This is a genomic window from Burkholderia sp. Bp9031, assembly GCF_003857965.1.
Classification (GTDB): domain Bacteria; phylum Pseudomonadota; class Gammaproteobacteria; order Burkholderiales; family Burkholderiaceae; genus Burkholderia; species Burkholderia ambifaria_A.
On the sequence record NZ_QTPW01000011.1, the window covers coordinates 134,388 to 159,685 of the forward strand.

Consider the following 25,298-nt stretch of genomic DNA (forward strand, 5'->3'; position numbering starts at 1 on the left):
ACAAGCGTGCCATACGGCTAAACCCTAGCCCCATACGTCATATGGGCGTCCGGCCGATGCTGCGCTGCACCGTAACCGGGCTGCGCTGCACCCCGGACGCGCAGCACAGGCACCGGCAAAGTGCCTGTCCATAGGTGAACGGCAACCGGCGGTTTGGTCGGTCATCCGAAAAAGCACGACCGGTCACTTGTACAAAACGGACGTGCATGGCGGAAAAGGCAAAGAACGCGTCTAAATTCATCAATCCGTCGAAAATCCGAACGACAAGAATAGAGCCGTCGGCAGCCTTGCACTGGACGCGCTGGAAACCCAGGTACGGCGGGCCTCGAGCTTCGGTTTCATGCCCTTTATTCTTCGTCACGGACGCACTATGTCGAACACCCAGCCTTTCTTCTCGCAGCCCCTTGCCGAGCGCGACGCGCCGGTGCGCAGCGCCATCCTGAAGGAACTCGAGCGCCAGCAGTCGCAGGTCGAGCTGATCGCGTCGGAAAACATCGTGTCGCGCGCGGTGCTGGAGGCGCAGGGTTCGGTGCTGACCAACAAGTATGCGGAAGGCTATCCGGGCAAGCGTTACTACGGCGGCTGCGAATTCGCGGACGAGGTCGAGGCGCTGGCGATCGAGCGCGTGAAGCAGATCTTCAACGCGGGCTACGCGAACGTGCAGCCGCACTCGGGCGCGCAGGCGAACGGCTCGGTGATGCTCGCGCTGGCGAAGCCGGGCGATACGGTGCTCGGCATGTCGCTGGACGCAGGCGGTCACCTGACGCACGGCGCGAAGCCGGCGCTGTCGGGCAAGTGGTTCAATGCGGTGCAGTACGGCGTGAACCGCGACACGATGCGGATCGACTACGACCAGGTTGAAGAGCTCGCGCACCAGCACAAGCCGAGCCTGATCATCGCCGGCTTCTCCGCCTACCCGCGCGCGCTGGACTTCGCACGCTTCCGTGCGATCGCCGACAGCGTCGGCGCGAAGCTGATGGTCGACATGGCGCACATCGCGGGCGTGATCGCCGCCGGCCGCCATGCGAACCCGGTCGAGCACGCGCATGTCGTCACGTCGACCACGCACAAGACGCTGCGCGGCCCGCGCGGCGGCTTCGTGCTGACCAACGACGAAGAGATCGCGAAGAAGATCAACTCGGCCGTGTTCCCCGGCCTGCAGGGCGGCCCGCTGATGCACGTGATCGCCGGCAAGGCCGTCGCGTTCGGCGAAGTGCTGCACGCGGACTTCAAGACCTACATCGACAACGTGCTCGCGAACGCGCAGGCGCTCGGCGAAGTGCTGAAGGCGGGCGGCGTGGACCTCGTCACCGGCGGCACCGACAACCACCTGCTGCTGGTCGACCTGCGCCCGAAGGGCCTGAAGGGCGCGCCGGTCGAACAGGCGCTTGAGCGTGCGGGCATCACCTGCAACAAGAACGGCATTCCGTTCGACACCGAGAAGCCGACCGTCACGTCGGGCATCCGCCTCGGCACGCCGGCCGGCACGACGCGCGGCTTCGGCGTCGCGGAGTTCCGCGAGATCGGCCGCCTGATTCTCGAAGTGTTCGACGCGCTGCGCGCGAACCCGGAAGGCGACCACGCGACCGAACAGCGCGTGCGCCGCGAGATTTTCGCGCTTTGCGAGCGCTTCCCGATTTACTGATCGACGACCCCCACAAAAGCAGAGACTGGAGCGAGAGGCAGATATGAGCACGCTGCATCAGGACAGCATCATCATCGACGGACTGAACATCTCGAAGTTCGAGAAGCCGGTATTCGAGGACATGCGCAAGGGCGGCATCACGGCCGCAAACTGCACGGTATCGGTGTGGGAGAACTTCACCAAGACCGTCGACAACATCGGCGTGATGAAGAAGAAGATCCGCGACAACGGCGAGCTGCTGACGCTGGTACGCACGACGGACGACATCTTCCGCGCGAAGAAGGAAGGCAAGACGGGGATCATCCTCGGCTTCCAGAACGCGCACGCGTTCGAGGACAACCTCGGCTACATCGAGGCGTTCGCCGACATGGGCGTGCGCGTCGTGCAGCTTTGCTACAACACGCAGAACCTGGTCGGCACCGGTTGCTACGAACGCGACGGCGGGCTGTCGGACTTCGGCCGCGAAGTGATCACCGAGATGAACCGTGTCGGCATCATGGTCGACCTGTCGCATGTGGGTGGCAACACGTCGTCGGAAGCGATTGCGTTCTCGAAGAAGCCGGTGTGCTACTCGCACTGCCTGCCGTCGGGCCTGAAGGAACATCCGCGCAACAAGAGCGATGTGCAGCTGAAGGAAATCGCCGACGCCGGCGGCTTCGTCGGCGTGACGATGTTCGCGCCGTTCCTGAAGCGCGGGATCGAGGCGAACATCGATGACTACATCGAGGCGATCGACTACGTCGTGAACCTGATCGGCGAAGACGCGGTCGGCATCGGCACGGACTTCACGCAGGATTTCGCGAAGGAATTCTTCGACATGCTGACGCATGACAAGGGCCGCTATCGCCAGCTGACGAACTTCGGCAAGGTGATCAACCCGGACGGCATCCGCACGATCGGCGACTTCCCGAACCTGACCGCGGCGATGGAACGTCACGGCTGGAAGGAGTCGCGCATCCGCAAGATCATGGGCGAGAACTGGGTGCGCGTGTTCAAGGACGTGTGGGGCGCGTAAGCGTCCGCCCGCCCGAACCGCTACCCGCGATTCAACATTAGAAAAATCGGGACGTGCCTGCACAAGCCGCGCGGGCACGCGGACGATGTCGCGCCTGAACCGCGCGGCCAATTTTCCTCACGGAGTCACCACGATGCAACCGCAACTGCCGATCAACGTCGATCCCGATACCGGCGTCTGGACCACCGACGCGCTGCCGATGCTGTACGTGCCGCGCCACTTCTTCACGAACAACCACGTCGCCGTCGAAGAAGCGCTCGGCGTCGAAGCGTATGCCGAGATCCTCTACAAGGCCGGCTACAAATCGGCGTACCACTGGTGCGACAAGGAAGCGAAGCTGCACGGGTTGACCGGCATGGCCGTGTTCGAGCACTACCTGAAGCGCCTGTCGCAACGCGGCTGGGGCCTGTTCTCGATCATCGAGGCCGATCCGGCCAGCGCCCGCGCGAAGATCGAGCTGCGCCACTCGTCGTTCGTGCTCCAGCAGCCGGGCAAGGAAGGCAAGCTCTGCTACATGTTCGCGGGCTGGTTCGCCGGCGCGATGGACTGGGTCAACGACACGACGCCGGAAGGCAAGGACGCGCCGCGCGCGCAATCGAAGGAAGTGCAGTGTGCCGCCGAGCATCACGACCACTGCATCTTCGAAGTGTCGCCGATCGCGCACTGATGCGCTGACGTAACGACACAGCAACACAACAACACCCGCAACACGAGACATTCGAACGCCAGAGGTCGCCTGCGATGCGTTATCCCCATCTGTTCAAACCCATGCAGCTGAACCAGCTGACGCTGCGCAACCGGATCGTCAGCACCGCGCACGCGGAGGTGTATGCCGAGCCGGGCGGCCTGCCGGGCGACCGCTACATTCGCTACTACGAAGAGAAGGCGAAGGGTGGCGTCGGCCTCGCGATCTGCGGCGGGTCGAGCCCCGTGTCGATCGACAGCCCGCAGGGCTGGTGGAAGTCGGTGAACCTGTCGACCGACAAGATCATCGACCCGCTCACGCGTCTCGCCGACACGATGCACAAGCACGGCGCGAAGATCATGATCCAGGCGACGCACATGGGCCGCCGCTCGTCGTTCCACGGCGAGCACTGGCCGCACCTGATGTCGCCGTCGGGCGTGCGCGAGCCGGTGCACCGCGGTAACGCGAAGATCATCGAGATCGAGGAAATCCGCCGCATCATCGGCGACTTCGCGGCCGCCGCGAAGCGCGTGAAGGCAGCCGGCATGGATGGCATCGAAATCTCCGCCGCGCACCAGCACCTGATCGACCAGTTCTGGAGCCAGCGTTCGAACCACCGCACCGACGAATGGGGCGGCAGCCTCGAGAACCGTCTGCGCTTCGGCATCGAAGTGCTGACGGCCGTGCGCGAAGCGGTCGGCAAGGACTTCTGCGTCGGCCTGCGGATGTGCGGCGACGAATTCCACGAAGACGGCCTCGATCACGAAGCGCTGAAGGAAATCGCGCAGGCGATGTCGGAGACGGGCCTGATCGACTACCTGAGCGTGGTCGGCTCGGGCGGCGATACGCACAACACGATCGCCAACTGCATGCCGCCGATGGCGCTGCCGCCGGAGCCGTTCGTGCACCTCGCGGCCGGCATCAAGTCAGTCGTGAAGATCCCCGTGATGCACGCGCAGAGCATCCGCGATGCGGGCCAGGCCGAACGCCTGCTCGCGAACGGCATGATCGACCTGGTCGGCATGACGCGCGCGCAGATCGCCGATCCGCACATGGTGATCAAGATTCGCGACGGCCGCGAAGACGAAATCAAGCAGTGCGTCGGCGCGAACTACTGCATCGACCGCCAGTACAACGGCCTCGACGTGCTGTGCATCCAGAACGCGGCGACGTCGCGTGAATCGACGATGCCGCACATCATCGAGAAGTCGCGCGGCCCGAAGCGCAAGGTGGTGGTGGTCGGCGCGGGCCCCGCGGGGCTCGAGGCCGCGCGTGTCGCGAAGCTGCGCGGCCACGACGTGGTGCTGTTCGAGAAGAACGCCGAAGTGGGCGGCCAGGTGATGATCGCCGCGAAGGCGCCGCAGCGCGAGCAGATGTCGGGGATCATCCGCTGGTTCGACATGGAAACCAAGCGCCTCGGCGTCGATCGCCGCCTCGGCGTCGCCGCCGACGAGAAGATGATCATGGCCGAGAAGCCGGACATCGTCGTGCTCGCCACGGGCGGGTCGAGCTTCACGTGGCAGGTGCCTGCCTGGGGCGTGGCCGAAGGGCTCGCCGTCAGCTCGTGGGACATCCTGACCGGCAAGGTCGAGCCGAAGCAGAACGTGCTGCTGTTCGACGGCGTGAGCACCCATGCGGGCGCGGGCGTCGCCGACTTCATGGCGAGCCGCGGCTCGAAGGTCGAGGTCGTCACGCCCGACGTGAAGGTGGCCGACGATTGCGGCGGCACGACGTTCCCGATCTTCTATCGCCGCCTGTATGCGCTCGGCGTGATCCCGACGCCCAACACCATGCTCGATCGCGTGTATGAGGAGGATGGCAAGAAGATCGCCGTGCTGCGCAACGAATACACCGAAGAACTGGAAGAGCGTGCGGTCGACCAGGTGGTGATCGAGAACGGTTCGTCGCCGAACGACGAGCTGTACTGGAAGCTCAAGCCGGAGTCGGTGAACCACGGCCAGATCGATCCGCACACGCTGTTCGCGGCCGAGCCGCAGCCGTGCCTGTCGGAAGAACTGGGCAACGGCCGCTTCCTGCTGTTCCGTGTCGGCGACTGCATCTCGATGCACAACGTCCACGGTGCGATCTACGACTCGCTGCGTCTCGTCAAGGATTTCTAAAGATGAATCCGGCTTTCCTCATTACCGCACTGCTGTGGCTGTCGGTGGCGGGGCTCGCGTTCGCGGTCGCGAAGCGCTCGTCCTACTGGCGTCTCGGGCGCGCGACGGCGCCCGGCTCGTTCGGTGTCGCGAACCTGTTCGCGATCCCGAAGCGCTACTTCGTCGACCTGCACCACGTGGTCGCCCGCGATCCGTACATCGCGAAGACCCACGTCGCGACTGCCGGCGGCGCGATCGCCGCACTGGCACTGGTGTTCGTCAACTACGGTCTCGCGATCTACTCGCCGTGGCTCGACAAGCTGATCTTCCTCGCGGCGCTCGCGATGCTCGTCGGCGTGGTGTTCGTGTGGCGTCGTCGCGCGGCGAAGGACGTGCCCGCCCGCCTGTCGCGCGGCCCGTGGAATACGCTGCCATGGATGCTCGGTTCGTTCGCGGTCGGCCTCGTGCTGTTCATGGTGGTGCCGACCGGCGCGATGTCGGGTGCGTTCGCGGTGCTCTGCGCGCTGCTGATCGGCGCCGGCGCATTCACGATGACGGTCGGTGCCGCGAAGGGCGGCCCGATGAAGCATGCGATCGCCGGCCTGCTGCACCTCGCGTTCCACCCGCGCCAGGAGCGTTTCGCGGCCACCCGTGATTCGTTCACGGGCAACGGCACGGCAACGCCGCCGACCGCGCTGAAGCTGCCGGATATCGAGCACGAGGAGTATGGCGTCGCGAAGCCGGTCGAATTTCGCTGGAACCAGCTGCTGAGCTTCGACGCCTGCGTGCAGTGCGGCAAGTGCGAAGCCGCGTGCCCCGCATTCGCATCGGGCCAGCCGCTGAATCCGAAGAAGCTGATTCAGGATCTCGTCGTCGGGATGGCGGGCGGCACCGATGCCGCGTACGCCGGCAGCCCGACGCCGGGCCTCGCGGTCGGCCAGCATCGCGGCGAGCCGAACGGCCCGATCGTGTCCGGCCTGATCGAGGAGCAGACGCTGTGGTCGTGCACCACCTGCCGCGCCTGCGTGCAGGAGTGCCCGATGCTGATCGAGCACGTCGATGCGATCGTCGACATGCGCCGCAACCGCACGCTGGTGCACGGCACGGTGCCGGGCAAGGGCCAGGAAGTGCTCGCGAACCTGCGCGAGACCGGCACGATGGGCGGCTACGACACGGCTGCACGCTACGACTGGTCGGTCGACCTGAGCGCACCGGTCGCACAGCCGGGCAAGCCGGTCGACGTGCTGATCGTCGCGGGTGAAGGCGCGTTCGACATGCGTTACCAGCGCACGCTGCGTGCGTTCGTCAAGGTGCTGAACAAGGCCGGCGTCGACTACGCGGTGCTCGGCGGAACCGAGACCGACACCGGCGACGTCGCACGCCGCCTCGGCGACGAAGCGACGTTCCAGCAGATGGCGAAGCGCCTGATCGGCACGCTCGACTCGCTGTCGTACAAGCAGATCGTGACGGCCGACCCGCACGTGATGCACAGCCTGCGCAACGAATATCGCGCGCTCGGTTTGCGCGTGACGGTCAAGCACCACACGACCTACCTCGCGGAGCTGGCCGACAGCGGCAAGATCGCGCCGAAGGCCGTCGAAGCGCTGCGCGAGAAGCGCACCACGTATCACGATCCGTGCTACCTCGGCCGCTACAACGGCGAGACGGAATCGCCGCGCAAGCTGCTGAAGACGATCGGCATCCAGGTCGTCGAGATGGAGCGCAACGGCATGCGCGGCCGGTGCTGCGGCGGTGGCGGCGGTGCGCCGCTGACCGACATCCCGGGCAAGCAGCGTATTCCCGACATCCGCATCGCCGACGCGCGCGCCATCGGCGCGGACGTGGTCGCGGTCGGTTGCCCGAACTGCACGGCGATGCTCGAAGGCGTCGTGGGCCCGCGCCCCGACGTGCTCGACGTGGCCGAACTCGTTGCCGCCTCGCTGGAGTGAATCGATGAACACGATCAAACGAATCGATCCGCGCCGGCCGTTCATCATCACGGCCGCGGGCCTGAAGCGCATCACGCTCGGCGAGGAAGGCAGCGCCGACGCGAACGCCGCGCAGTGGTCCGCGCACGGTCATGGCGCCGCAGCCGCGAAGCCGCGCCGCGCGGTGCAGGACCCGAAGCACGTGATGCTGGTGGTGGCGCATACCGAGCGCGGCGCGCTCGACGACCATTCGCGCCAGGCAATCGCCGCTGCCGCGGTGCTGGCCGACGCGCAGACGGAAGTCGCGCTGCTGGCGTTCGGCGAAGTGAAGGATGACGCCGCCGAACTCGGCGTCGACAAGCTGATCGAGCTGGCCGACTTCGACCGTCGCGCGTTTGCGCCCGAAAGCGAATTGCAAGCATTGCAGGCATGTGCCGCGGCGCTCGCGCCGAAGTACGTGTTCGTGCCCGACAACGCGACCGGCGACGGCGATCTCGGCCGGCGTTACGCGGCGGCCGCCGGCGCGAGCGTCGCGACCCACGTGGTCGAGATCGACGCGAAGCATGTCGGCACGTATGCGCACGCCGGCCGTGCGTTCGCGACGCGCGGCTTGCCCGACGTGATCCTGCTCGCGCAGAACGCGGTAGAGGCGAAACTGCCGTTCGTCGGCGCAGGAGATCGCCTCGCTGCCGACTTCATCCGCCCGGCTGTCGACGCGGCGCAGCCGTACCGCGACCTCGGTCTCGAGGAAATCGACGCGGCTCAGGTTGCGCTTGAGGAAGCCGACTTCATCGTGTCGGCCGGCAACGGGGTATCCGACATCGGCGCGTTCGAACAGCTCGCCGGCGCATTCGGCGCGGCGATCGGCGCGAGCCGCGTCGCGGTCGACAACGGCCACTTCACGCGCGACAAGCAGGTGGGCGCGACCGGCAAGACGGTCGAGGCGAGCGTGTATATCGCGTTCGGCATCTCGGGCGCAGTGCAGCATCTGCAGGGGATCAAGGACTGCCGCCACGTGATCGCGGTCAACCTCGACGGCAGCGCGCCGATCGCGAAGCGCGCGAACCTGACGGTGGTGGGCGACGCGCAGGCGACGATCGCCGCGCTGATCGAACAGGTGCAGGCCGCACGCGCGTCGCGCGGACAATCGTCGACCGCGGTCGGCACCCGTGAAACCGAAGGAGTCGCAGTATGAACGCCCCCCGCCAGTTGCAACGCATCGCGGTGCTCGTGTCCGTGGGCCGGCACCCGGTCAGCGGCACGGCGCGCTACAGCCGCAACGACGCGGCCGCGCTCGAAGCCGGCCGCCAGCTTGCGGAGAAGCATCGCGCGCAGCTCGACGTCATCCATGCGGGCGACCCCGCCAATGAAGCGCTTGCTGAATACCTCGCGCTCGGTGCACGGCAGGTCGAGGTGCTGGCCTGCCGCGCCGGCGACGATGCCGTACACGCACTCGCCGCCCGCGTCCAAGGGTACGACCTCGTGCTGACCGGCACCCGTGCCGAAGGCGCGTATGACACCGGGATGCTGCCGTATCGCGTCGCCGCGGCGCTCGGCTATCCGCTCGTCGGCTCGGCAGTCGACGTGACGGTCGACGGCGGCCGCGCGGCGGTCCGGCAATTCTTGCCGAAAGGGCTGCGGCGCCGCGTCGACGCGGCGCTGCCGGCGGTCGTCGCGGTGCATCCGCTCGCCAACGTGGAGCCGCGCTACGCGTATGCACGGCTGCGGGCCGGCGCGATCCGCCCGACGCTCACGTCGAGCGGCGCGGATGCCGATGCGGCCGCATGGAAGGTCGGCGCGATCGAGCGTAAACCCGTAAAGCTGGTCGCTGCGGAGAAGCGTTCCGGGCATGCACGGATGCTGTCCGCGACGACGACCGAAAGCCGCGGTGGCAACGTCGTAAATGAAGGGAGTTCAGTCGAAAAAGCACAAGTGATCCTCGCGTATTTGCGCGAGCATCAGCTCATCGACTACTGATTTTGATGCCTGTCGGCAACCACACTGGGACGCAAGGAATCCGGAGCAAACGATGAAAGTATCGGCAGACATTCGTGCATTGATCGAGCGCCGCAAGGAAGGCCATAGCCTCGAGGCGCCGTTCTATACGAGCGAGGAAATCTTCGCCCTCGACATGGAGGCGATTTTCCACCAGCACTGGATCCAGGTCGCGGTCGAACCGGACATTCCCGAGCCGGGCGACTACATGACCGTGGAACTGGGCAGCGACTCGATCCTGATCGTGCGCGACGATGACATGGAAATCCGTGCGTTCCACAACGTGTGCCGCCACCGCGGCGCGCGTCTGTGCAACGAAGACAAGGGCTCGGTCGGCAACATCGTGTGCCCGTACCACAGCTGGACCTACAACCTGACGGGTCAGCTGATGTTCGCCGAGCACATGGGCGAGAAGTTCGACCGCTGCAAGCACAGCCTGAAGTCGGTCCACGTGCAGAACCTCGCAGGCCTGATCTTCATCTGCCTCGCCGAGGAGCCGCCGGTCGATTTCGCGCAGCTGCGCGCCGAGATGGAGCCGTACCTGCTGCCGCACGATCTGCCGAACACGAAGATCGCCGCGCAGATCGACATCATCGAGGAAGGCAACTGGAAGCTCACGATGGAGAACAACCGCGAGTGCTATCACTGCGTCGCGAACCATCCGGAGCTGACGATCTCGCTGTACGAATACGGCTTCGGCTACCAGCGCTCCGATGCGAACGCCGAAGGCATGGATGCGTTCGCTGAAACCTGCGTGCGCCGCGGCAAGGAGTGGGCCGAGATGGGCCTGCCGTCCGCCGAAATCGAGAAGCTGAGCGACGTGACGGGCTTCCGCACGCAGCGCCTGCCGCTCGACCGCCACGGCGAATCGCAGACGCTCGACGCGAAGGTCGCATCGAAGAAACTGCTCGGCCAGTTCGGCCAGGCCGACCTCGGTGGCCTGTCGTTCTGGACGCAGCCGAACTCGTGGCACCACTTCATGAGCGATCACATCGTGACGTTCTCGGTGATTCCGCTGTCGGCCGGCAAGACGCTCGTGCGCACCAAGTGGCTCGTGCACAAGGATGCGAAGGAAGGCGTCGACTACGACGTGAAGAACCTGACGGCCGTGTGGAACGCGACCAACGATCAGGATCGCGCGCTCGTCGAGTTCTCGCAGCGCGGCGCGACCAGCAGCGCGTACGAGCCGGGTCCGTATTCGCCGTACACGGAAGGTCTCGTCGAAAAATTCTCGGCCTGGTACATCGGCCGGCTCGCCGAAAAAACCGGCGCGTAGTCGTCAGTAGATAGCAAGCGGAGTTACACATGATGCGAGATGCGGCCCAATTCGAGCCGGCGGACAGCCGGGTTACACACCCGGCGTTCTGGAGCGCGCTGCCGGAGCGCTGGACGAGCGACGTCGAGGAAACGCTGGTGTGCTGCCACGTTCGGCAGGAAACCCACGACGTGAAGAGTTTCTTCTTCCGTTCGCCGCAAGGCCGTGCGTTCTCGTTCGAACCCGGGCAGTTCATCACGCTCGAGCTCGACATCGAAGGCGAGACGATCAACCGGTGCTACACGATCTCGTCGTCGCCGGCGCGGCCGCACACGATCTCGATCACGGTCAAGCGCGTGCCGGGCGGCAAGGTGTCGAACTGGCTGCACGACAACCTGCAGCCGGGCGCGTCGGTTCGCGTGCTCGGCCCGGCCGGCGAATTCACGTGCGCGCGTCATCCGGCGCGCAAGTACCTGTTCCTGTCGGCCGGCTCGGGTGTCACGCCGCTGATGTCGATGAGCCGCGCGCATCACGATCTCGCCGAGGATCGCGACATCCTGTTCGTGCACAGCGCACGCACGCCGGACGACATCATCTTCGCGCGCGAGCTCGACCTGATCGCGTCGAACCATACGAACTTCCGCACGTCGTTCGTCGTCGAGCGCGTCGGGGCACGCACCAACTGGCCGGGCGTCACGGGCTTCCTGACGCTGCCGCTCTTGAAGCTGATCGCACCGGACTTCATGGAGCGCGAGATCTTCACGTGCGGCCCCGCGCCGTACATGAAGGCCGTGCGCGACCTGCTCGACGAAGCCGGTTTCGATCGCAAGCAGTATCACGAGGAGAGCTTCTCGTTCGAAACGCTCGCGCAGACTGCGAGCGACGAACTGGCGGCCGACCTTGCACCCGCCACGAACGGCGACGGCGGCGCGGAGACGACGCAGTTCACCGTCAACTTCGCGAAGAGCAACCGCGAAATCTCGTGCGGCTCCGAGCAGCATGTGCTCGACGCGGCACGCCAGTCGGGCGTGCGGCTTCCGGCGTCGTGTACGCAGGGCATGTGCGGCACCTGCAAGGTGAAGCTCGTGTCGGGGCAGGTCGAGATGAAGCACAACGGTGGCATCCGCCAGCGCGAAATCGATCAGGGGATGGTGCTGCTGTGCTGCAGCAAGCCGCTCTCGGATCTCGTGATCGACAAATAATAGAAGCCAGCCATCGGCTGTCCGGGCGCTGCGCGTCGCGTCGCGTCTGGACAAGCATCCGTCGGAAAAGAACGATACCGCGGATTTGTGGTTGAAGAACCTAGAGAGGCAACGCGCACGGTGCGCATATCAAGGAGATCGACCATGAAGCTGTTCGGAAAACTGTTTTGGACCGGCGCACTGTCGGCGATGGTGGCACTGAGCGCCTCGGCGCTCGCCGATACGAAGCCGACACTGAAGATCGGCTACGTCGAAGGCTGGGACGACAGTGTCGCGACGTCGAACGTCGCGGCCCGCGTGATCGAGAAGAAGCTCGGTTACCAGGTTCAGCTCGTGCCGGTCGCGGCCGGGATCATGTGGCAGGGCGTGGCGCGCGGCGATCTCGACGCGACGCTGTCGGCCTGGCTGCCCGTCACGCACGGTTCGTACTGGGACGAGTACAAGGCGAAGGTCGTCGACCTCGGCGCCAATTTCCCCGATGCGAAGATCGGCCTGATCGTGCCGGCCTACGTGAAGGCGAAGAGCATCGAGGATCTGAATGCCGAGAAGAGCAGCTTCGGCGGCCGGATCGTCGGCATCGACGCGGGCGCGGGCGTGATGCGCAAGACCGACGAGGCCATCAAGAACTACGGCCTGAACTACACGCTGATGCCGAGCTCGGGCAGTGCGATGACGGTCGAGCTGGCGCGCTCCGTCGGGGCGAACAAGCCGGTGATCGTGACGGGCTGGGCGCCGCACTGGATGTTCGCGAAGTGGAAGCTGCGCTTCCTCGAGGATCCGAAGAAGGTCTTCGGCGGTGCTGAGCACGTCGACAACGTCGTGAATCCGCAGCTCGAAACGAAGGCCAAGCCGGTCGTCGCGTTCCTGAAGAAATTCCAGTGGAAACCGGGTGAAATCGACAGCGTGATGCTCGCGATCCAGAACGGCTCGAAGCCGGAAGCGGCTGCCGATGCATGGATTGCGGCGCATGCGGACCGCGTGAATTCGTGGACTGAAGGCATTCAATAAAACCGGCGGCGATTCGCCGCTCACATCATCATAAAAAACAAGCCGGGAATGGCACGCAGGAATCCGAAGCAATCGTGATTTCCTGCGGTCATATCCCGGTTTTCTTTTACTGATTCTGCACGAAATCCCGTAGGTTGTTACACTACGGCGCTTGTGCGGAGTCATCACAGGAGGCATTGGATGAGTCAGGCAGGACTGCGTGCGAACCGCACCAGTGATGTTGGGGCAACCATCTCACATGATTCGACAGGCCATACGCTGCATCGTGGCCTGACTTGGAAAGACGCATTCTGGGTTACGAGCGGCGTGCCGGCAGGCGTGCTGTTCACGATCGGCGGCGTATGCGCGACGATCGGCCAGCCCGCGTGGGCGATCTGGATCGCCGCGATCACGATGGGGCTGATTCAAAGCGCGACTTATGCGGAAATATCGGGGCTATTTCCTCATAAATCGGGCGGCGCGTCCGTGTATGGCGCGATCGGCTGGGTCCGTTACACTAAGCTGATTGCCCCGGTTTCCGTGTGGTGCAACTGGCTCGCGTGGTCGCCGATGCTCGCGCTCGGCTGCGGCCTCGCGGCGAGCTATGCGCTCACGAGTCTCTTTCCCGCCGATGCGGCGGTGCTGCACTGGCAGCTCAAGATCGCGGATCTCGGGTTCATCAAGCCCGGTCTGTCTCTGCGAATCAATGCGACGTTCATCATCGCGACGATTCTGCTTCTCATCACGTTCAAGCTTCAGCACAGCGGCGCGTCGAAGGCTGCGCGCACGCAGCGCATTCTCGGCATCGCATCGCTCACGCCGCTCCTGATCGTCGGCATCGTGCCGTTCATCACCGGCGACGTGCCGATGTCGAACCTGCTCCCGCTGCTGCCGCTCGGTCACGACGCGCACGGCAACCTCACGGCCACGATGTTCGGTTCGTGGAACGGGCAGGGCGTCACGATGGCGCTCGGCGCGATGTTCATGGCCGGCTGGGCGTCGTACGGCTTCGAGACGGCCGTCTGCTACACGCGCGAATTCCGCGATCCGCGCCGCGACACCGCGAAGGCGATCTTCTGGTCGGGCGCGCTGTGTCTCGTCGTGATGACGCTGGTGCCGATGGCGTTCCAGGGCGCGCTTGGCACGCAGGCGATGCTCGATCCGTCGATCGGCGACGGCACCGGCGTCGCGGCCGCGATGGCGAAGATCGTCGGCGGCGGCGCGTGGGTCGCGAATGCGGTCATCGTGATGCTGATGCTGTCGATCCTGCTGATCGTGATGACGTCGATGATGGGCTCGTCGCGCACGCTGTATCAGGCATCGGTCGACGGCTGGCTGCCGAAGTACCTGTCGCACGTGAACGAGCACGGTTCGCCCACGCGCGCGATGTGGACCGATCTCGGCTTCAACCTCGTGTTGCTGATGATGTCGGACTACATGACGGTGCTGTCGATCTCGAATGTCTGCTACATGCTGTTCGTATTCCTGAACCTTCAGTCGGGCTGGATCCACCGGATGGATCGCGGCAACTGGGATCGGCCGTTCCGCTGCCCGACCTGGCTGCTCGTCGCCGGTTCGATCTGCGGCTACGCGAACCTCGTCTATGTCGGCGCGGGCGCGAACCTGCAGGGCGAAGGCACGCTGCGCAACGGGCTGATCGCGATGCTGCTGATCGTGCCGGTATTCCTGTTCCGCCACTACTGGCAGGATCGCGGCCGTTTCCCGGCGCAGATGCAGCGCGACATGGAACTCGAAGTGCCGAAGCGCGCGATGTGGCTGAACCTGATGCCGTATGCGGCGCTGATCGGCGCCGGGCTCACGATCTGGCTGTCGTACTACTTCGCGTGGGTGAAGTAAGCGCCTGACCGCGGCACGCGCCACGCGCCGCGCGCGATGAAACCGGACACCGCACCCGGGGCCGTCGCGCACCGCGTCGAACGGCAAGCGATAAAAAACCGACCGGCTGGTGCCGGTCGGTTTTTTTGTTTGTTTCTCGCGGAACGAACGCGATGAAAGCGCGCGATGCGCTTACGGAAATACCACCGTGCGATCGCCGTTCAGGAACACCCGCCGCTCGATGAACGCCTTTACCGCGCGCGCGAGCGTGATGCATTCCACGTCGCGGCCCACCGCGAGCAGTTGCTCGGGACGCAGCGCGTGATCGACACGCTCGACCACTTGCTCGATGATCGGGCCTTCGTCGAGATCGTCGGTCACGAAGTGCGCGGTCGCGCCGATCAGCTTCACACCGCGCGCATGCGCCTGGTGATACGGCTTCGCGCCCTTGAAGCCGGGCAGGAACGAGTGATGGATGTTGATCGCACGGTTCGCGAGCTTCGCGCTCGTTTCCTGCGACAGCACCTGCATGTAGCGCGCGAGGATCACGAGTTCGGCGCCGCTCGACTCGAAGAAGTCGAGCCACTGTGCTTCCTGCTGCGCCTTGGTGTCGGCCGTGATCGGGAAATGGCGGAACGGCAGCCCGTGCTGCGCGGCGAGCGGCTCGAAATCGGGATGGTTCGACACGATGCCGACGATGTCCATCTTGAGCTCGCCCATCCGCCAGCGGAACAGCAGGTCCGCGAGGCAGTGCTCGAGCTTCGACACCATGATCAGCACCTTCGGGCGCGCGTTCACGTCGTGGATCGCCCACTGCGTGTCGCCTTCACCGCCGCCGCCGAGCGCGGCCGCGATCGGCCCGAATTCCTGGCGCAGCGCGTCGATCTGCAGCGTTTCATCCGTCGGATGAAATACACAGCGCACGAAGAAGTGGTTGCTGAGATCGTCGTCGAACACGTTCAGCGCATCGACGTAGCAGCGATGGCGCTCGAGAAAGCCGACGACAGCGGCGACCTGGCCGGCCGCGCTCGGGCACGACAGCGTCAGGACGAATTGATCGGGGCGTGAGTCGGCGGTCATGAGATTCCTCGGATGTCATGGAGCGCAAACCCGCACGACGGCGCGCCGGGGCGCCGCGCCAACGCGGGTAGCGGGAGACTCAAGTAAATCAGGACGATTCGGGCGCGGATAGAACCAACCCGCCGTGTGGCTGGTATCGGTGCGCCAGCGTAGCCGGGCGGCGCTGGCGTCGGGCGGCTGGCTGGCGGACGTCGGGCGGACGTCGGGCGGGCGCCTGCGGACCGGCAGGACGGCCGTTCAGGCCGGCGCGCATGCGTCGAGCAGCCAGCGCCGGAACACGTGGGTCGCGTCCGGCTCGGGCCGCTGCGGCGGCCGCACGAGGAAATAGCCGCGCGACGTGACGACGGGCGCGTCGACGAGCTTCACGAGCTGCCCGGATGCGACGAGCTCGTCGACGAGCGGCGACCAGCCGAGCGCGACGCCCTCGCCCAGCAGCGCCGCATGGATCACCAGCGCGTAACTGTTGAAGGTCACGCCGCGCGCGGCGGCCGGCGCGTCGAGGCCGTGCGCGTCGAACCAGCCGGCCCACGACAGCCAGCGCTCGGGGCGCGTCGGCTGCACGTGCAGCAGCGGCAGCGCATGCAGGTGCTCGGGCCGCGCGACGTGCGGGTGCGCGGCGCGGAACGCGGGCGAGCACACGGGCGTGACGGATTCCGGAAAGAGCCGCGCGGCCGTGCACGACGGCCAGTGGCCGTCGCCGAACAGGATCGCGATGTCGGCGTGGTCGCGCTGCGCGTCGTAATCCTGTGACGTGACGACCCGCACGTCGACGTCCGGCATCACGCGCTTCAGCCCCGCGAGGCGCGGCATCAGCCAGTAGGTCGCGAAACCGAAATCCGTGACGATCGTGAGCGCGCCGTGCTCGCGGCGCGCGCGCAGCGTCGCGGTGGCGCCGCGCAGCGTGTCGAGGCTCACCCGCACGGCTTCGTACAGGCACTGGCCGTCGCTCGTCAGCGTGACGCCGCGCGGGCTGCGCTCGAACAGCGGCACGCCGAGTTCCGCCTCGAGCTGGAACACCTGCTGGCTCACGGCCGGCTGCGTCGAGCCGAGCTCGCGCGCGGCGGCCGTGAAGCTCTGGAGGCGGGCGGCCGATTCGAACGCGCGCAGCGCCTGCATCGACGGTAACGGTTCGGATTTCGACATAAGTCTCTCTAATGGCCTCATAAGAGCCGGACGCCTTCCCGCGCGAATTCGGGCGGGGGATAGTGCTTCGGACGGCGCGGCGCCGCGCCAGGCCTTCCGCGATTCTAGCCAGTCGCGGCCGGTGCGCGCGGTACTTTCTTCAGGCTGCGTCCGTCATGTCGGCTGCTGCGCTGCACGAGCGTTGCGCCGTTTCGTTCGAACACCGATTTCCCCACGACCGCGATGACGAATCCGACTCCCAACATCCTGATCCTGATGGCCGACCAGCTGACGCCGTTCGCGTTGCCGGCATACGGCAACCGCGTCGCGCGTACGCCGACGCTCGACCGCCTCGCCGCGCAAGGCGTCGTGTTCGATGCCGCGTATTGCGCGAGCCCGCTGTGCGCGCCGTCGCGTTTCTCGCTGCTGACCGGCAAGCTGCCATCGGGTATCGGTGCCTACGATAACGCCGCCGAATTGCCGGCGCAAACGCTGACCTTCGCGCACTACCTGCGTGCCGGCGGGTACCGCACGATGCTGTCCGGCAAGATGCATTTCTGCGGCCCCGACCAGCTGCACGGCTTCGAGGAGCGGCTTACCACCGACATCTATCCGGCCGACTTCGGCTGGGTGCCCGACTGGGACCACCCGACCGAGCGGCCGAGCTGGTATCACAACATGAGCTCGGTGCTCGAGGCCGGCCCGTGCGTGCGCACGAACCAGCTCGACTTCGACGACGAGGTCACGTTCGCGGCGAAGCAGAAGCTGTACGACGTCGCGCGCGAGCGGGCGGCCGGGCACGACGCGCGGCCGTTCTGCATGGTCGTGTCGCTGACGCATCCGCACGATCCGTATGCGATCACGCGCGAGTACTGGGATCTGTATAGCGACGACGAGATCGACATGCCGGCCGTGCGGCTCGACGCCGAACAGAGCGATCCGCATTCGCAGCGGCTGCGCTTCGTCTGCGAAAACGACCGTACGCCGCCGACCGATGCGCAGATTCGTGCCGCACGCCGCGCGTACTACGGCGCGACGTCCTACGTCGACGCGCAGTTCGGCAGCGTGCTGGCCGCGCTCGAGCAATGCGGGTTCGCCGACGACACGATCGTGATCGTCACGTCCGATCACGGCGACATGCTCGGCGAGCGCGGGCTCTGGTACAAGATGACGTTCTTCGAAGGTGGCTGCCGCGTGCCGCTGATCGTCCACGCGCCGGGCCGTTTCGACGCCGCGTGCGTGCGCGGGCCCGTGTCGCACGTCGACTTGCTGCCGACGCTCGTCGACCTGGCCGGCGCGGCGCCCGCCGGCGGCTGGCCGGACCCGGTCGACGGCGCGAGCCTCGTGCCGCATCTGCAAGGCGCGCCCGCGCACGACGTCGCGCTGGGCGAATACCTCGCGGAAGGGGCGGTTGCGCCGGTCGTGATGATCCGCCGCGGCGACTGGAAGTACGTGCATTGCCCGGCCGATCCCGACCAGCTCTACAACCTCGCCGACGATCCGCGCGAGCGCACGAACCTGGCCGGCCTGCCCGAAGCGGCCGACGTGCTCGCCGCGTTCCGCGCGGAGGCCGCACGACGCTGGAACCTGCCGGAACTCGACGCGCAGGTGCGTGCGAGCCAGCGGCGGCGCCGCTTCCATTACGCGGCGACGACGCAGGGCCGCATTCAGGCGTGGGACTGGCAACCGTTCACCGACGCGAGCCAGCGCTACATGCGCAATCACATCGAACTCGACACGCTCGAAGCGATGGCGCGCTTTCCGCGCGTCGGGCGCTGAACGGTCCGCATCGCGGTCATTGACGAACGACGGAGGAAACGAACCATGAAACGGCAATCCCAAGCAGCAATCCGAAGGATCGGCGCGGCGCTCGCCGCGACCGCATGTGTGATGGCGATACAGCCCGCGCACGCCGCCGACCCGCAGACGTGTCGCGACGTGAAGATGGCGGCGCCCGGCTGGACCGACATCGACGCGACGAACGCGATGGCCGGCGTCGTGCTGAAGGCGCTCGGCTACCGGCAGGACGTTGCGAACCTGTCGGTGCCGATCACATACCAGGGCTTGAAGAAAGGGCAGGTCGACGTGTTCCTCGGTAACTGGATGCCCGCGCAGGCGCCGCTCGTGAAGCCTTTCGTCGACGAGAAGTCGATCGACGTGCTCCACGCGAACCTGAGCGGCGCGAAGTTCACGCTGGCCGTGCCCGATTACGTCGCGGCCGCGGGCGTGCATACGTTCGCCGATCTCGCACACTACGCGGACCGCTTCGGCGACAAGATCTACGGGATCGAGCCCGGCGCGCCCGCAAACCAGAACATCAAGCGGATGCTGTCCGACCATGCGCTCGGCCCGGCGAACTGGTCGCTCGTCGAATCGAGCGAGACGGGGATGCTCACGCAGGTCGAGCGTGCGGTGCGCGACAAGCGCTGGATCGTGTTTCTCGCGTGGGAGCCGCACCTGATGAATACCAAGTTCCACCTGACCTACCTGTCGGGCGGCGACGCGTATTTCGGTCCGAACTACGGCGGTGCGACCGTCAACACCGTGACGCGTTCCGGCTTTGCCGGCCAGTGTGCGAACCTCGCGCGGCTGTTCCGGCAGATGACCTTCTCCGTCGACGTCGAGAACAGGATGATCGCCGACATGCTCGACAACAAGACGTCGCCCGCGCTTGCGGCGCAGCACGTGCTGAAGGCGGACCCGGCACTCGTCGAGGGCTGGCTGGATGGCGTGACGACCGCATCCGGCACACCGGCCCTGCCGGCCGTGCGCGCGGCGCTCGACGCCCGCTGATCCATGTTCGGGCGGCCGTTTTTTGCATGGCTGCCCGTCTCGGTGTTTTCCCGAGCAGTCGCATCGAGACCATTTGGTGTCGCCTTCAGACTGGTGACCATAAATATGGGTTTGTATTTTTCGCCAATGGCTACGTTATTGCGGAAAACGAAATACCGAAGCTAGTAGACGTACCGAATTCGAATCGGCCGGCGTATTGCGGCGCGCGCCAGGCCACGGTTCTTTCCACAGAACGGTTCAGGGAGGGTGGTCGACAATGAAGCAGAAGAAAGTTGCCGTAGCGGTCGCGCTGGCATGCGCGGCCTGTATTCCCGCCATCGGCCATGCGCAGAGCAGCGTGACGCTGTACGGGATCATCGACGCGGGCGTTACTTACGTGAACAACACGGGCGGCTCGCACGTGGTCAAGTTCGACGACGGCATCGCGTACGGCAACCGCTTCGGCCTGAAGGGCACTGAAGATCTCGGTGGCGGCCTGAAAGCGGTATTCACGCTCGAGAGCGGTTTCCACCTCGGCAACGGGCAGCTCGGCTTCGGCGGGGCGGAGTTCGGACGCCAGGCTTATGTCGGCCTGCAGAACGACTGGGGCACGCTGTCGTTCGGCAACCAGCTGGACATCACCAACGAGCTGGTGTCGATCTACAACATCTCGGCATGGGGGAGCGGCTATGCGATTCACCAGGGCGACTTCGACCGCTTCAACGGCGACCGCCTGCCGAACTCGGTGAAGTTCCTGTCGAACGACCTGAACGGCTTCAAGTTTGGCGCGATGTATTCGTTCGGCAACGTCGCCGGCAACTTCCATCGCAACAGCGCATGGAGCGCGGGCGCGAGCTTCACGAAGGGCGACTTCTCGATCGGTGCGGCGTACACGCGCCTGAACAACCCGAACGGCATCTATGCGTTCGACCCGTACGCAATGATCGGCACGCATACGTTCCTCGGCCAGCAGACCGTCACCGTCGATCCGGCGACCGGCGCGCGCACCGACCTGTTCTCGAACACCGCGATGGACGTCGACAGCCAGGGAACGTTCGGCATCGGCACGAGCTACACGATCGGCAAGCTGTCGCTCGACGCGAACTTCTCGTACACGACGATCAAGGGCTTCGGCCAGTCGTCGCACATGCAGGTGTATGAAGGCGGCGGCCTGTACCAGTTCACGCCGGCGCTCAGCTTCATCGCGGGCTATCAGCACACGCGCTTCGAAGGCCACCACTGGAACCAGGGGACGGCCGGCCTGCACTACCTGCTGTCGAAGCGCACCGACGTGTACATCTCCGGCGACTACCTGCGCGCGTCGCAGGGTGTCGATGCGGTCATCGGCTACAGCTTCACGCCGTCGACCACGCAGACGCAGGCCGACGTGCGGATCGGGATGCGGCATTCTTTCTGAGTGGGGTGGGGTAGATCTTCCGGTGTCCTCAGCGAGATCTCTCTTTGGCGCGAACTGCGGTTCGCGCTTTTTTTTGCGCGGCGGGAGGGTAGTGCCGTGTGCGCCGGTGCTACCGGCGCGGGGTGCGCGTCCGGCAGGATCGGCACGGTTGGCGATATCATCGCGGTTCGGCCGCAGCGCGCATCGCCGGCCGCCCGCTCTCCTCCGATGACACCTCCTCGATGACCACCCCGTTACCCGAATCCGGTTCGCCGTCCCAGCTACCCGCCAACCTGTTCCGACACGCACCGTTCCAGCGCTTCTGGGGCACGCGCGTGATGTCGTCGCTGGCGTTCCAGATCCTGTCGGTCGCGATCGGCTGGTACGTCTATGCGCTCACGCACAGCGCGTTCGCGCTCGGTCTCGTCGGGCTCGCGCAGTTCGTGCCGATGTTCGTGCTGACGCTCGTCGTCGGACAGGTGGCCGACCGCTACGACCGCCGACGCGTCGCGACGATCTGCCAGGGCGTCGAGGCGCTGGCCGCCGGCGCGTTCCTGTTCGGTGCGGCGAACGGCGGGCTCACCGCACCGGGCGTGTATGCGCTCGCGGCGATCGTCGGCACCGCGCGCGCGTTCGAATCGCCGTCGGTGTCGTCGCTGCTGCCGGCCGTCGTGCCGCGCAGCGACCTGCCGCGCGCGACCGCGCTGTCGACGTCCGCGAACCAGGCCGCGCAGATTCTCGGGCCCGCGTTCGGCGGGCTGCTGTATGGCATCGGTGCGCCCGTCGCGTTCGGCACGAGCCTGGTCGCGTTCGCGATCGCGGCGGTGCTGAGCGGCACGATACCGCTGCGCAGCGCACCGCCGGCACGCGAGCCGGTCACGCTGCGTTCGGTGTTCTCGGGCATCGCGTTCATCCGGCGCGAACCGGCGATCCTCGGTGCGCTGTCGCTCGACCTGTTCGCCGTGCTGTTCGGCGGCGCGACCGCGCTGCTGCCGATCTACGCACGCGACATCCTGCAGGTCGGACCGTGGGGGCTCGGCGCGTTGCGCGCGGCGCCCGCGGTCGGTGCGCTCGCGGGCACGCTGTGGCTCACGCGTTTTCCGTTGAAGGGGCGGCCGGGCCGCGCGATGTTCGGCGGCGTGATCGCATTCGGTGTCGCGACGATCGTGTTCGGGTTGTCGCGGCATTTCGCGCTGTCGCTCGTCGCGCTGGCGGCGCTGGGTGCATCGGACGTGGTGAGCGTCGTCGTGCGCCTGTCGCTCGTGCAGCTGCGCACGCCCGACGACATGCTCGGGCGCGTGAGCGCGGTCAACTCGTTGTTCATCGGCACGTCGAACCAGCTCGGCGAATTCGAATCGGGCGTGACGGCCGCATGGTGGGGCGCGCCGGCGGCGATCGTGGTCGGCGGCGCGGCGACGATCGCCGTTGCGCTCACGTGGATGCGCCTGTTTCCGACCTTGCGGAACATGACGTCGCTGGAGCGCGATCATTGAGTCGATGTCATGGCCCGATGCGTCGAACCGAAGCCGATTCATTTGCGGCTATTTATTTCAAACAGCTTTCAATTTTGAATCAAATGCCAAACGGCATTCGGTCTGGATAATCGTCAGACTAATTCGTCGTTTTGGCTGAGGCGACGCGTCGGCGTCGTAAACCATATGGATCGGCCGGATTCGGCGAGGCGCGAAAACCAGAAGAGACTATGCCTTCGATGCCTTGACGTACAAGGCTTCGAGCGCATATTCATATGATGAAATGGCCGATTAAAATTACAATATTAATTCTATAAATTACATAAAACTTTCAGTAATTTCCGGAAACGTGGCGTTTTCGCATGACGATGCGGTTATCAATTGAAACAAAAAGAAATACATGGAATGATACCGATTCTCATTTCCGTGGCCGGTGCGGCGTCTGTCGCCGGTTACTCGTCAACCTAGCCAGCTAGTGCTGTCGGCCTGATCGCCGGCGGTCAGCAAGCCAACGCTTCCGTGCCTCGTGCGCGCGCATTGCGTGCGTCCACGCGGGGCGGTTTCATTCCGACTGGATTTCCATGCCGAACAGGACCCCGTTCGCGAGCGCGCTCGCGCTGGCCTTTGCTTTGCCTATCGCTGCGCCCGCATTCGCACAGAGCGCGAGCACCGAATCGTCGCCGGCCGCCGCCGCGAAACCGGGCGATGCGTCGCCGGCTGCCGCTGCGGCCACGCTGCCGACGATCAGCGTGTCGGGGCAGGCCGTGCAACAGGACTTCCAGGCCGAGCGCTCGACCGTCGGCGCGAAAACCCCGACCGCGTTGCGCGACATTCCGCAGTCGGTCACGGTGATCAACAAGGCGTTGATGGAGTCGCAGGGGCTCACGTCGTTCCAGGACGCGCTGCGCAATGCGCCGGGCATCACCATCGGCGGCGCGGAAGGCGGACAGATCGGCAACAACATCAACCTGCGCGGCTTCACCGCGCAGAACGACATCTATCTCGACGGCTTCCGCGACCGCAACCAGTACTACCGCGACACGTTCGATCTCGATTCGGTCGAAGTACTGTACGGCCCGTCGTCGATGCTGTTCGGGCGCGGCTCGACGGGCGGCGTGATCAACCAGGTGTCGAAGAAGGCGAACCTGAAGCCGTCCGCCGAGGTGTCGACGACGATCGGCACCGACGACCGCTACCGCACGAGCGTCGACCTGAACCGGCCGCTCGGCGCGACGTCGGCGTTTCGTATCAACGCGTTCGGCCAGTCGCTCGGTTCGACGCGCGACGTGATGAAGAACAAGGACTACGGGATCGCACCGGAGCTGCGCTTCGGCATCGGCACGCCGACCGAGGTGACGCTGTCCGCGCTGATCCAGCACAACTACGACATGCCGGATTACGGTGTGCTCGCGGTCAACGGCCATCCGGCGCCGGTGCCGAAGAACACGTTCTACGGCCTCACCGACGACCGCACGATCCAGGACGTCCAGACCGTGTCCGCGCGCATCGATCATCGCATCAACGATGCGCTGACGATCAGCAACCGCACGTCGTTCTCGCACTCGATGACCGACGCGCGCGAGACGGCCGCGAACGCGGTGCTGACCGGGCCGCTGTCGTCGAGCCCCGCGCTGACGAACGGCAACTACACGTCGTTGCCGATGTCCGCGCTGTACGTGAAGCTCGCGAGCCACGACCGCGTGATCGAGAACCATTCGGTCGACAACGACACGATGGCGCATTTCAAGTTCGACACGGGCTTCGTGAAGCACGACCTGATCGCCGGGGTCGAGGTCGGCCACGACAGCTACACGAACCAGACGTACACGCGCAGCGGCCTGCCGATCCTGTCGCTGATCGATCCGGCCTACCTGTCGTCGACGGCGTCCAATGCGACGCAGACACCGACCAACCATGCCGAATCGGGCGCGACCACGCTCGCCGCGTACATGAACGACACGGTGTCGATCGGCCGCGACTGGAAATTCGTCGGCGGGCTGCGCTGGGATCGCTTCCAGGCGCATCTGGCGAACACCGTGAACGCACCGGGCTACACGTCGCAGACGAACTATTTCACGAGCGTGCGTGCCGGCGTGATCTACCAGCCGACGGAATCGCAGTCGTACTATTTCTCGTACGGCACGTCGTTCAACCCGTCGCTCGAGACGCTGACGGTCACGAACAACACGCAGAACCTGTCGCCCGAGCACACGAAGTCGTACGAGGTCGGCGGCAAGTGGGACCTGCTGAACGACAACCTGTCGGTCACGTCGGCGCTGTTCCAGCAGGAGAAGAGCAACGCGCGCACGCAGACGTCGACGGGCGAATACCTGCTCGAAGGCGACATTCGCGTGCGCGGCTTCCAGGCGAGCGTGACGGGTCACATTACGCCGAAATGGCAGGTGTTCGGCAGCTACACGTACATGAACGGCGTGATCCTGAGTGCGCGCGACGGCACGCAGGGCAAGACGCTCGCGAATACGCCGCGCAACACGTTCACGCTGTGGACGACGTATGCGTTCACGCCGCACTGGGAGATCGGCGGCGGCCCGACCTACATGTCGGGGCGCTACGCGGCGAACACGGACTACGTGCAGGTGGGCGGCTATACGCGTTGGGATGCAACGGCCGCGTATCACGCGAAGCAGTGGGACCTGCGCCTGAACCTGCTGAACCTGACCAACAAGTTCTATTACGATGCGCTGATCCAGTCGGACGGCGGCCGCGCGGTGCCGGGTGTCGGGCGTACGTTCCTCGCGACGCTCGACTACCGGTTCTGAGCCCACGCCGGCTGCCGCGCCATTCGATC

Annotated in this window: 19 protein-coding genes; 16 read left to right on the forward strand and 3 right to left on the reverse strand. The window is 65.7% G+C overall.

Annotated elements, in window-relative coordinates; all coding sequences use genetic code 11:
* Positions 1-37 precede the first annotated feature (37 nt).
* Positions 38-361: a hypothetical protein gene (locus DIE15_RS37715; RefSeq protein WP_260428273.1), complete on the reverse strand. Its 324-nt coding sequence runs from the start codon at positions 359-361 to the stop codon at positions 38-40.
* Positions 362-370: 9 nt separating this feature from the next.
* On the opposite strand from DIE15_RS37715, the gene DIE15_RS17025 reads away from it, so the two are divergent.
* The 11 genes from DIE15_RS17025 (at position 371) to DIE15_RS17075 (ending at position 14,668) form a co-directional block, all read left to right on the forward strand.
* A complete protein-coding gene (locus DIE15_RS17025) occupies positions 371-1,645 on the forward strand; it encodes a serine hydroxymethyltransferase (RefSeq protein WP_057927542.1) in 1,275 nt (424 codons plus the stop codon).
* A 43-nt stretch (positions 1,646-1,688) separates the two neighbouring features.
* Positions 1,689-2,660, forward strand: coding sequence for a dipeptidase (locus DIE15_RS17030; RefSeq protein WP_124833870.1), 972 nt, complete (start codon positions 1,689-1,691; stop codon positions 2,658-2,660).
* A gap of 133 nt (positions 2,661-2,793) precedes the next feature.
* Positions 2,794-3,327, forward strand: a complete 534-nt coding sequence (locus tag DIE15_RS17035) for a DUF5943 domain-containing protein (RefSeq protein WP_057927540.1) — start codon at positions 2,794-2,796, stop codon at positions 3,325-3,327.
* Between the two features lie 74 nt (positions 3,328-3,401).
* On the forward strand, positions 3,402-5,465 hold the full coding sequence (locus tag DIE15_RS17040) for an NADH:flavin oxidoreductase (protein ID WP_057927539.1): 2,064 nt from the start codon (positions 3,402-3,404) through the stop codon (positions 5,463-5,465).
* Between the two features lie 2 nt (positions 5,466-5,467).
* Positions 5,468-7,393: a (Fe-S)-binding protein gene (locus tag DIE15_RS17045; protein ID WP_124833871.1), complete on the forward strand. Its 1,926-nt coding sequence runs from the start codon at positions 5,468-5,470 to the stop codon at positions 7,391-7,393.
* A gap of 4 nt (positions 7,394-7,397) precedes the next feature.
* On the forward strand, positions 7,398-8,567 hold the full coding sequence (locus DIE15_RS17050) for an electron transfer flavoprotein subunit alpha/FixB family protein (protein ID WP_124833872.1): 1,170 nt from the start codon (positions 7,398-7,400) through the stop codon (positions 8,565-8,567).
* Positions 8,564-9,349, forward strand: a complete 786-nt coding sequence (locus DIE15_RS17055; RefSeq protein ID WP_057927536.1) for an electron transfer flavoprotein subunit beta/FixA family protein — start codon at positions 8,564-8,566, stop codon at positions 9,347-9,349. The genes DIE15_RS17050 and DIE15_RS17055 overlap by 4 nt, the downstream gene beginning before the upstream one ends.
* A 52-nt stretch (positions 9,350-9,401) precedes the next feature.
* Positions 9,402-10,643 (forward strand): aromatic ring-hydroxylating dioxygenase subunit alpha, encoded by a 1,242-nt coding sequence (locus DIE15_RS17060; protein WP_057927535.1) that lies wholly within the window; start codon positions 9,402-9,404, stop codon positions 10,641-10,643.
* Positions 10,644-10,672: 29 nt separating this feature from the next.
* Positions 10,673-11,824 carry a hybrid-cluster NAD(P)-dependent oxidoreductase gene (locus DIE15_RS17065; RefSeq protein ID WP_057927534.1) on the forward strand — a complete coding sequence of 384 codons (1,152 nt, stop codon included), beginning with the start codon at positions 10,673-10,675 and terminating at the stop codon, positions 11,822-11,824.
* Between the two features lie 144 nt (positions 11,825-11,968).
* Entirely contained in the window at positions 11,969-12,832 is an 864-nt protein-coding gene (locus DIE15_RS17070) for a glycine betaine ABC transporter substrate-binding protein (RefSeq protein ID WP_124833873.1), read from the forward strand.
* Positions 12,833-13,012: 180 nt separating this feature from the next.
* Positions 13,013-14,668 (forward strand): APC family permease, encoded by a 1,656-nt coding sequence (locus DIE15_RS17075; protein WP_057927532.1) that lies wholly within the window; start codon positions 13,013-13,015, stop codon positions 14,666-14,668.
* Positions 14,669-14,839: 171 nt separating this feature from the next.
* On the opposite strand, the gene purU is transcribed toward DIE15_RS17075, so the two are convergent.
* Complete coding sequence (gene purU / locus DIE15_RS17080) at positions 14,840-15,727, reverse strand: formyltetrahydrofolate deformylase (RefSeq protein WP_057927531.1); 888 nt, start codon at positions 15,725-15,727, stop codon at positions 14,840-14,842.
* A gap of 237 nt (positions 15,728-15,964) precedes the next feature.
* On the reverse strand, positions 15,965-16,891 hold the full coding sequence (locus tag DIE15_RS17085) for a choline sulfate utilization transcriptional regulator (protein WP_082664775.1): 927 nt from the start codon (positions 16,889-16,891) through the stop codon (positions 15,965-15,967).
* A gap of 201 nt (positions 16,892-17,092) precedes the next feature.
* Between DIE15_RS17085 and betC the strand changes: the two genes are divergently transcribed.
* The 5 genes from betC (at position 17,093) to DIE15_RS17115 (ending at position 25,269) form a co-directional block, all read left to right on the forward strand.
* Positions 17,093-18,628 carry a choline-sulfatase gene (betC, locus tag DIE15_RS17095; protein ID WP_124833874.1) on the forward strand — a complete coding sequence of 512 codons (1,536 nt, stop codon included), beginning with the start codon at positions 17,093-17,095 and terminating at the stop codon, positions 18,626-18,628.
* Positions 18,629-18,673: 45 nt separating this feature from the next.
* Positions 18,674-19,642 (forward strand): choline ABC transporter substrate-binding protein, encoded by a 969-nt coding sequence (gene choX / locus DIE15_RS17100; RefSeq protein ID WP_124833875.1) that lies wholly within the window; start codon positions 18,674-18,676, stop codon positions 19,640-19,642.
* A gap of 256 nt (positions 19,643-19,898) precedes the next feature.
* Positions 19,899-21,038, forward strand: a complete 1,140-nt coding sequence (locus DIE15_RS17105; protein ID WP_124833876.1) for a porin — start codon at positions 19,899-19,901, stop codon at positions 21,036-21,038.
* A 221-nt stretch (positions 21,039-21,259) separates the two neighbouring features.
* Entirely contained in the window at positions 21,260-22,510 is a 1,251-nt protein-coding gene (locus DIE15_RS17110; RefSeq protein ID WP_124833877.1) for an MFS transporter, read from the forward strand.
* Between the two features lie 560 nt (positions 22,511-23,070).
* Positions 23,071-25,269 carry a TonB-dependent siderophore receptor gene (locus DIE15_RS17115; protein ID WP_124833878.1) on the forward strand — a complete coding sequence of 733 codons (2,199 nt, stop codon included), beginning with the start codon at positions 23,071-23,073 and terminating at the stop codon, positions 25,267-25,269.
* The last annotated feature ends 29 nt before the right edge of the window (positions 25,270-25,298 follow it).

Coding starts and splice junctions, on each gene's coding strand:
- purU (WP_057927531.1), bottom strand. CDS start 15,727: ATGACCGCCGACTCACGCCCCGATCAATTCGTCCTGACGCTGTCGTGC.
- DIE15_RS17035 (WP_057927540.1), top strand. CDS start 2,794: ATGCAACCGCAACTGCCGATCAACGTCGATCCCGATACCGGCGTCTGG.
- DIE15_RS17055 (WP_057927536.1), top strand. CDS start 8,564: ATGAACGCCCCCCGCCAGTTGCAACGCATCGCGGTGCTCGTGTCCGTG.
- DIE15_RS17110 (WP_124833877.1), top strand. CDS start 21,260: ATGACCACCCCGTTACCCGAATCCGGTTCGCCGTCCCAGCTACCCGCC.
- DIE15_RS17065 (WP_057927534.1), top strand. CDS start 10,673: ATGATGCGAGATGCGGCCCAATTCGAGCCGGCGGACAGCCGGGTTACA.
- choX (WP_124833875.1), top strand. CDS start 18,674: ATGAAACGGCAATCCCAAGCAGCAATCCGAAGGATCGGCGCGGCGCTC.
- DIE15_RS17045 (WP_124833871.1), top strand. CDS start 5,468: ATGAATCCGGCTTTCCTCATTACCGCACTGCTGTGGCTGTCGGTGGCG.
- betC (WP_124833874.1), top strand. CDS start 17,093: ATGACGAATCCGACTCCCAACATCCTGATCCTGATGGCCGACCAGCTG.
- DIE15_RS17050 (WP_124833872.1), top strand. CDS start 7,398: ATGAACACGATCAAACGAATCGATCCGCGCCGGCCGTTCATCATCACG.
- DIE15_RS17105 (WP_124833876.1), top strand. CDS start 19,899: ATGAAGCAGAAGAAAGTTGCCGTAGCGGTCGCGCTGGCATGCGCGGCC.
- DIE15_RS17025 (WP_057927542.1), top strand. CDS start 371: ATGTCGAACACCCAGCCTTTCTTCTCGCAGCCCCTTGCCGAGCGCGAC.
- DIE15_RS17085 (WP_082664775.1), bottom strand. CDS start 16,891: ATGAGGCCATTAGAGAGACTTATGTCGAAATCCGAACCGTTACCGTCG.
- DIE15_RS17030 (WP_124833870.1), top strand. CDS start 1,689: ATGAGCACGCTGCATCAGGACAGCATCATCATCGACGGACTGAACATC.
- DIE15_RS17060 (WP_057927535.1), top strand. CDS start 9,402: ATGAAAGTATCGGCAGACATTCGTGCATTGATCGAGCGCCGCAAGGAA.
- DIE15_RS17040 (WP_057927539.1), top strand. CDS start 3,402: ATGCGTTATCCCCATCTGTTCAAACCCATGCAGCTGAACCAGCTGACG.
- DIE15_RS17075 (WP_057927532.1), top strand. CDS start 13,013: ATGAGTCAGGCAGGACTGCGTGCGAACCGCACCAGTGATGTTGGGGCA.
- DIE15_RS17070 (WP_124833873.1), top strand. CDS start 11,969: ATGAAGCTGTTCGGAAAACTGTTTTGGACCGGCGCACTGTCGGCGATG.
- DIE15_RS17115 (WP_124833878.1), top strand. CDS start 23,071: ATGCCGAACAGGACCCCGTTCGCGAGCGCGCTCGCGCTGGCCTTTGCT.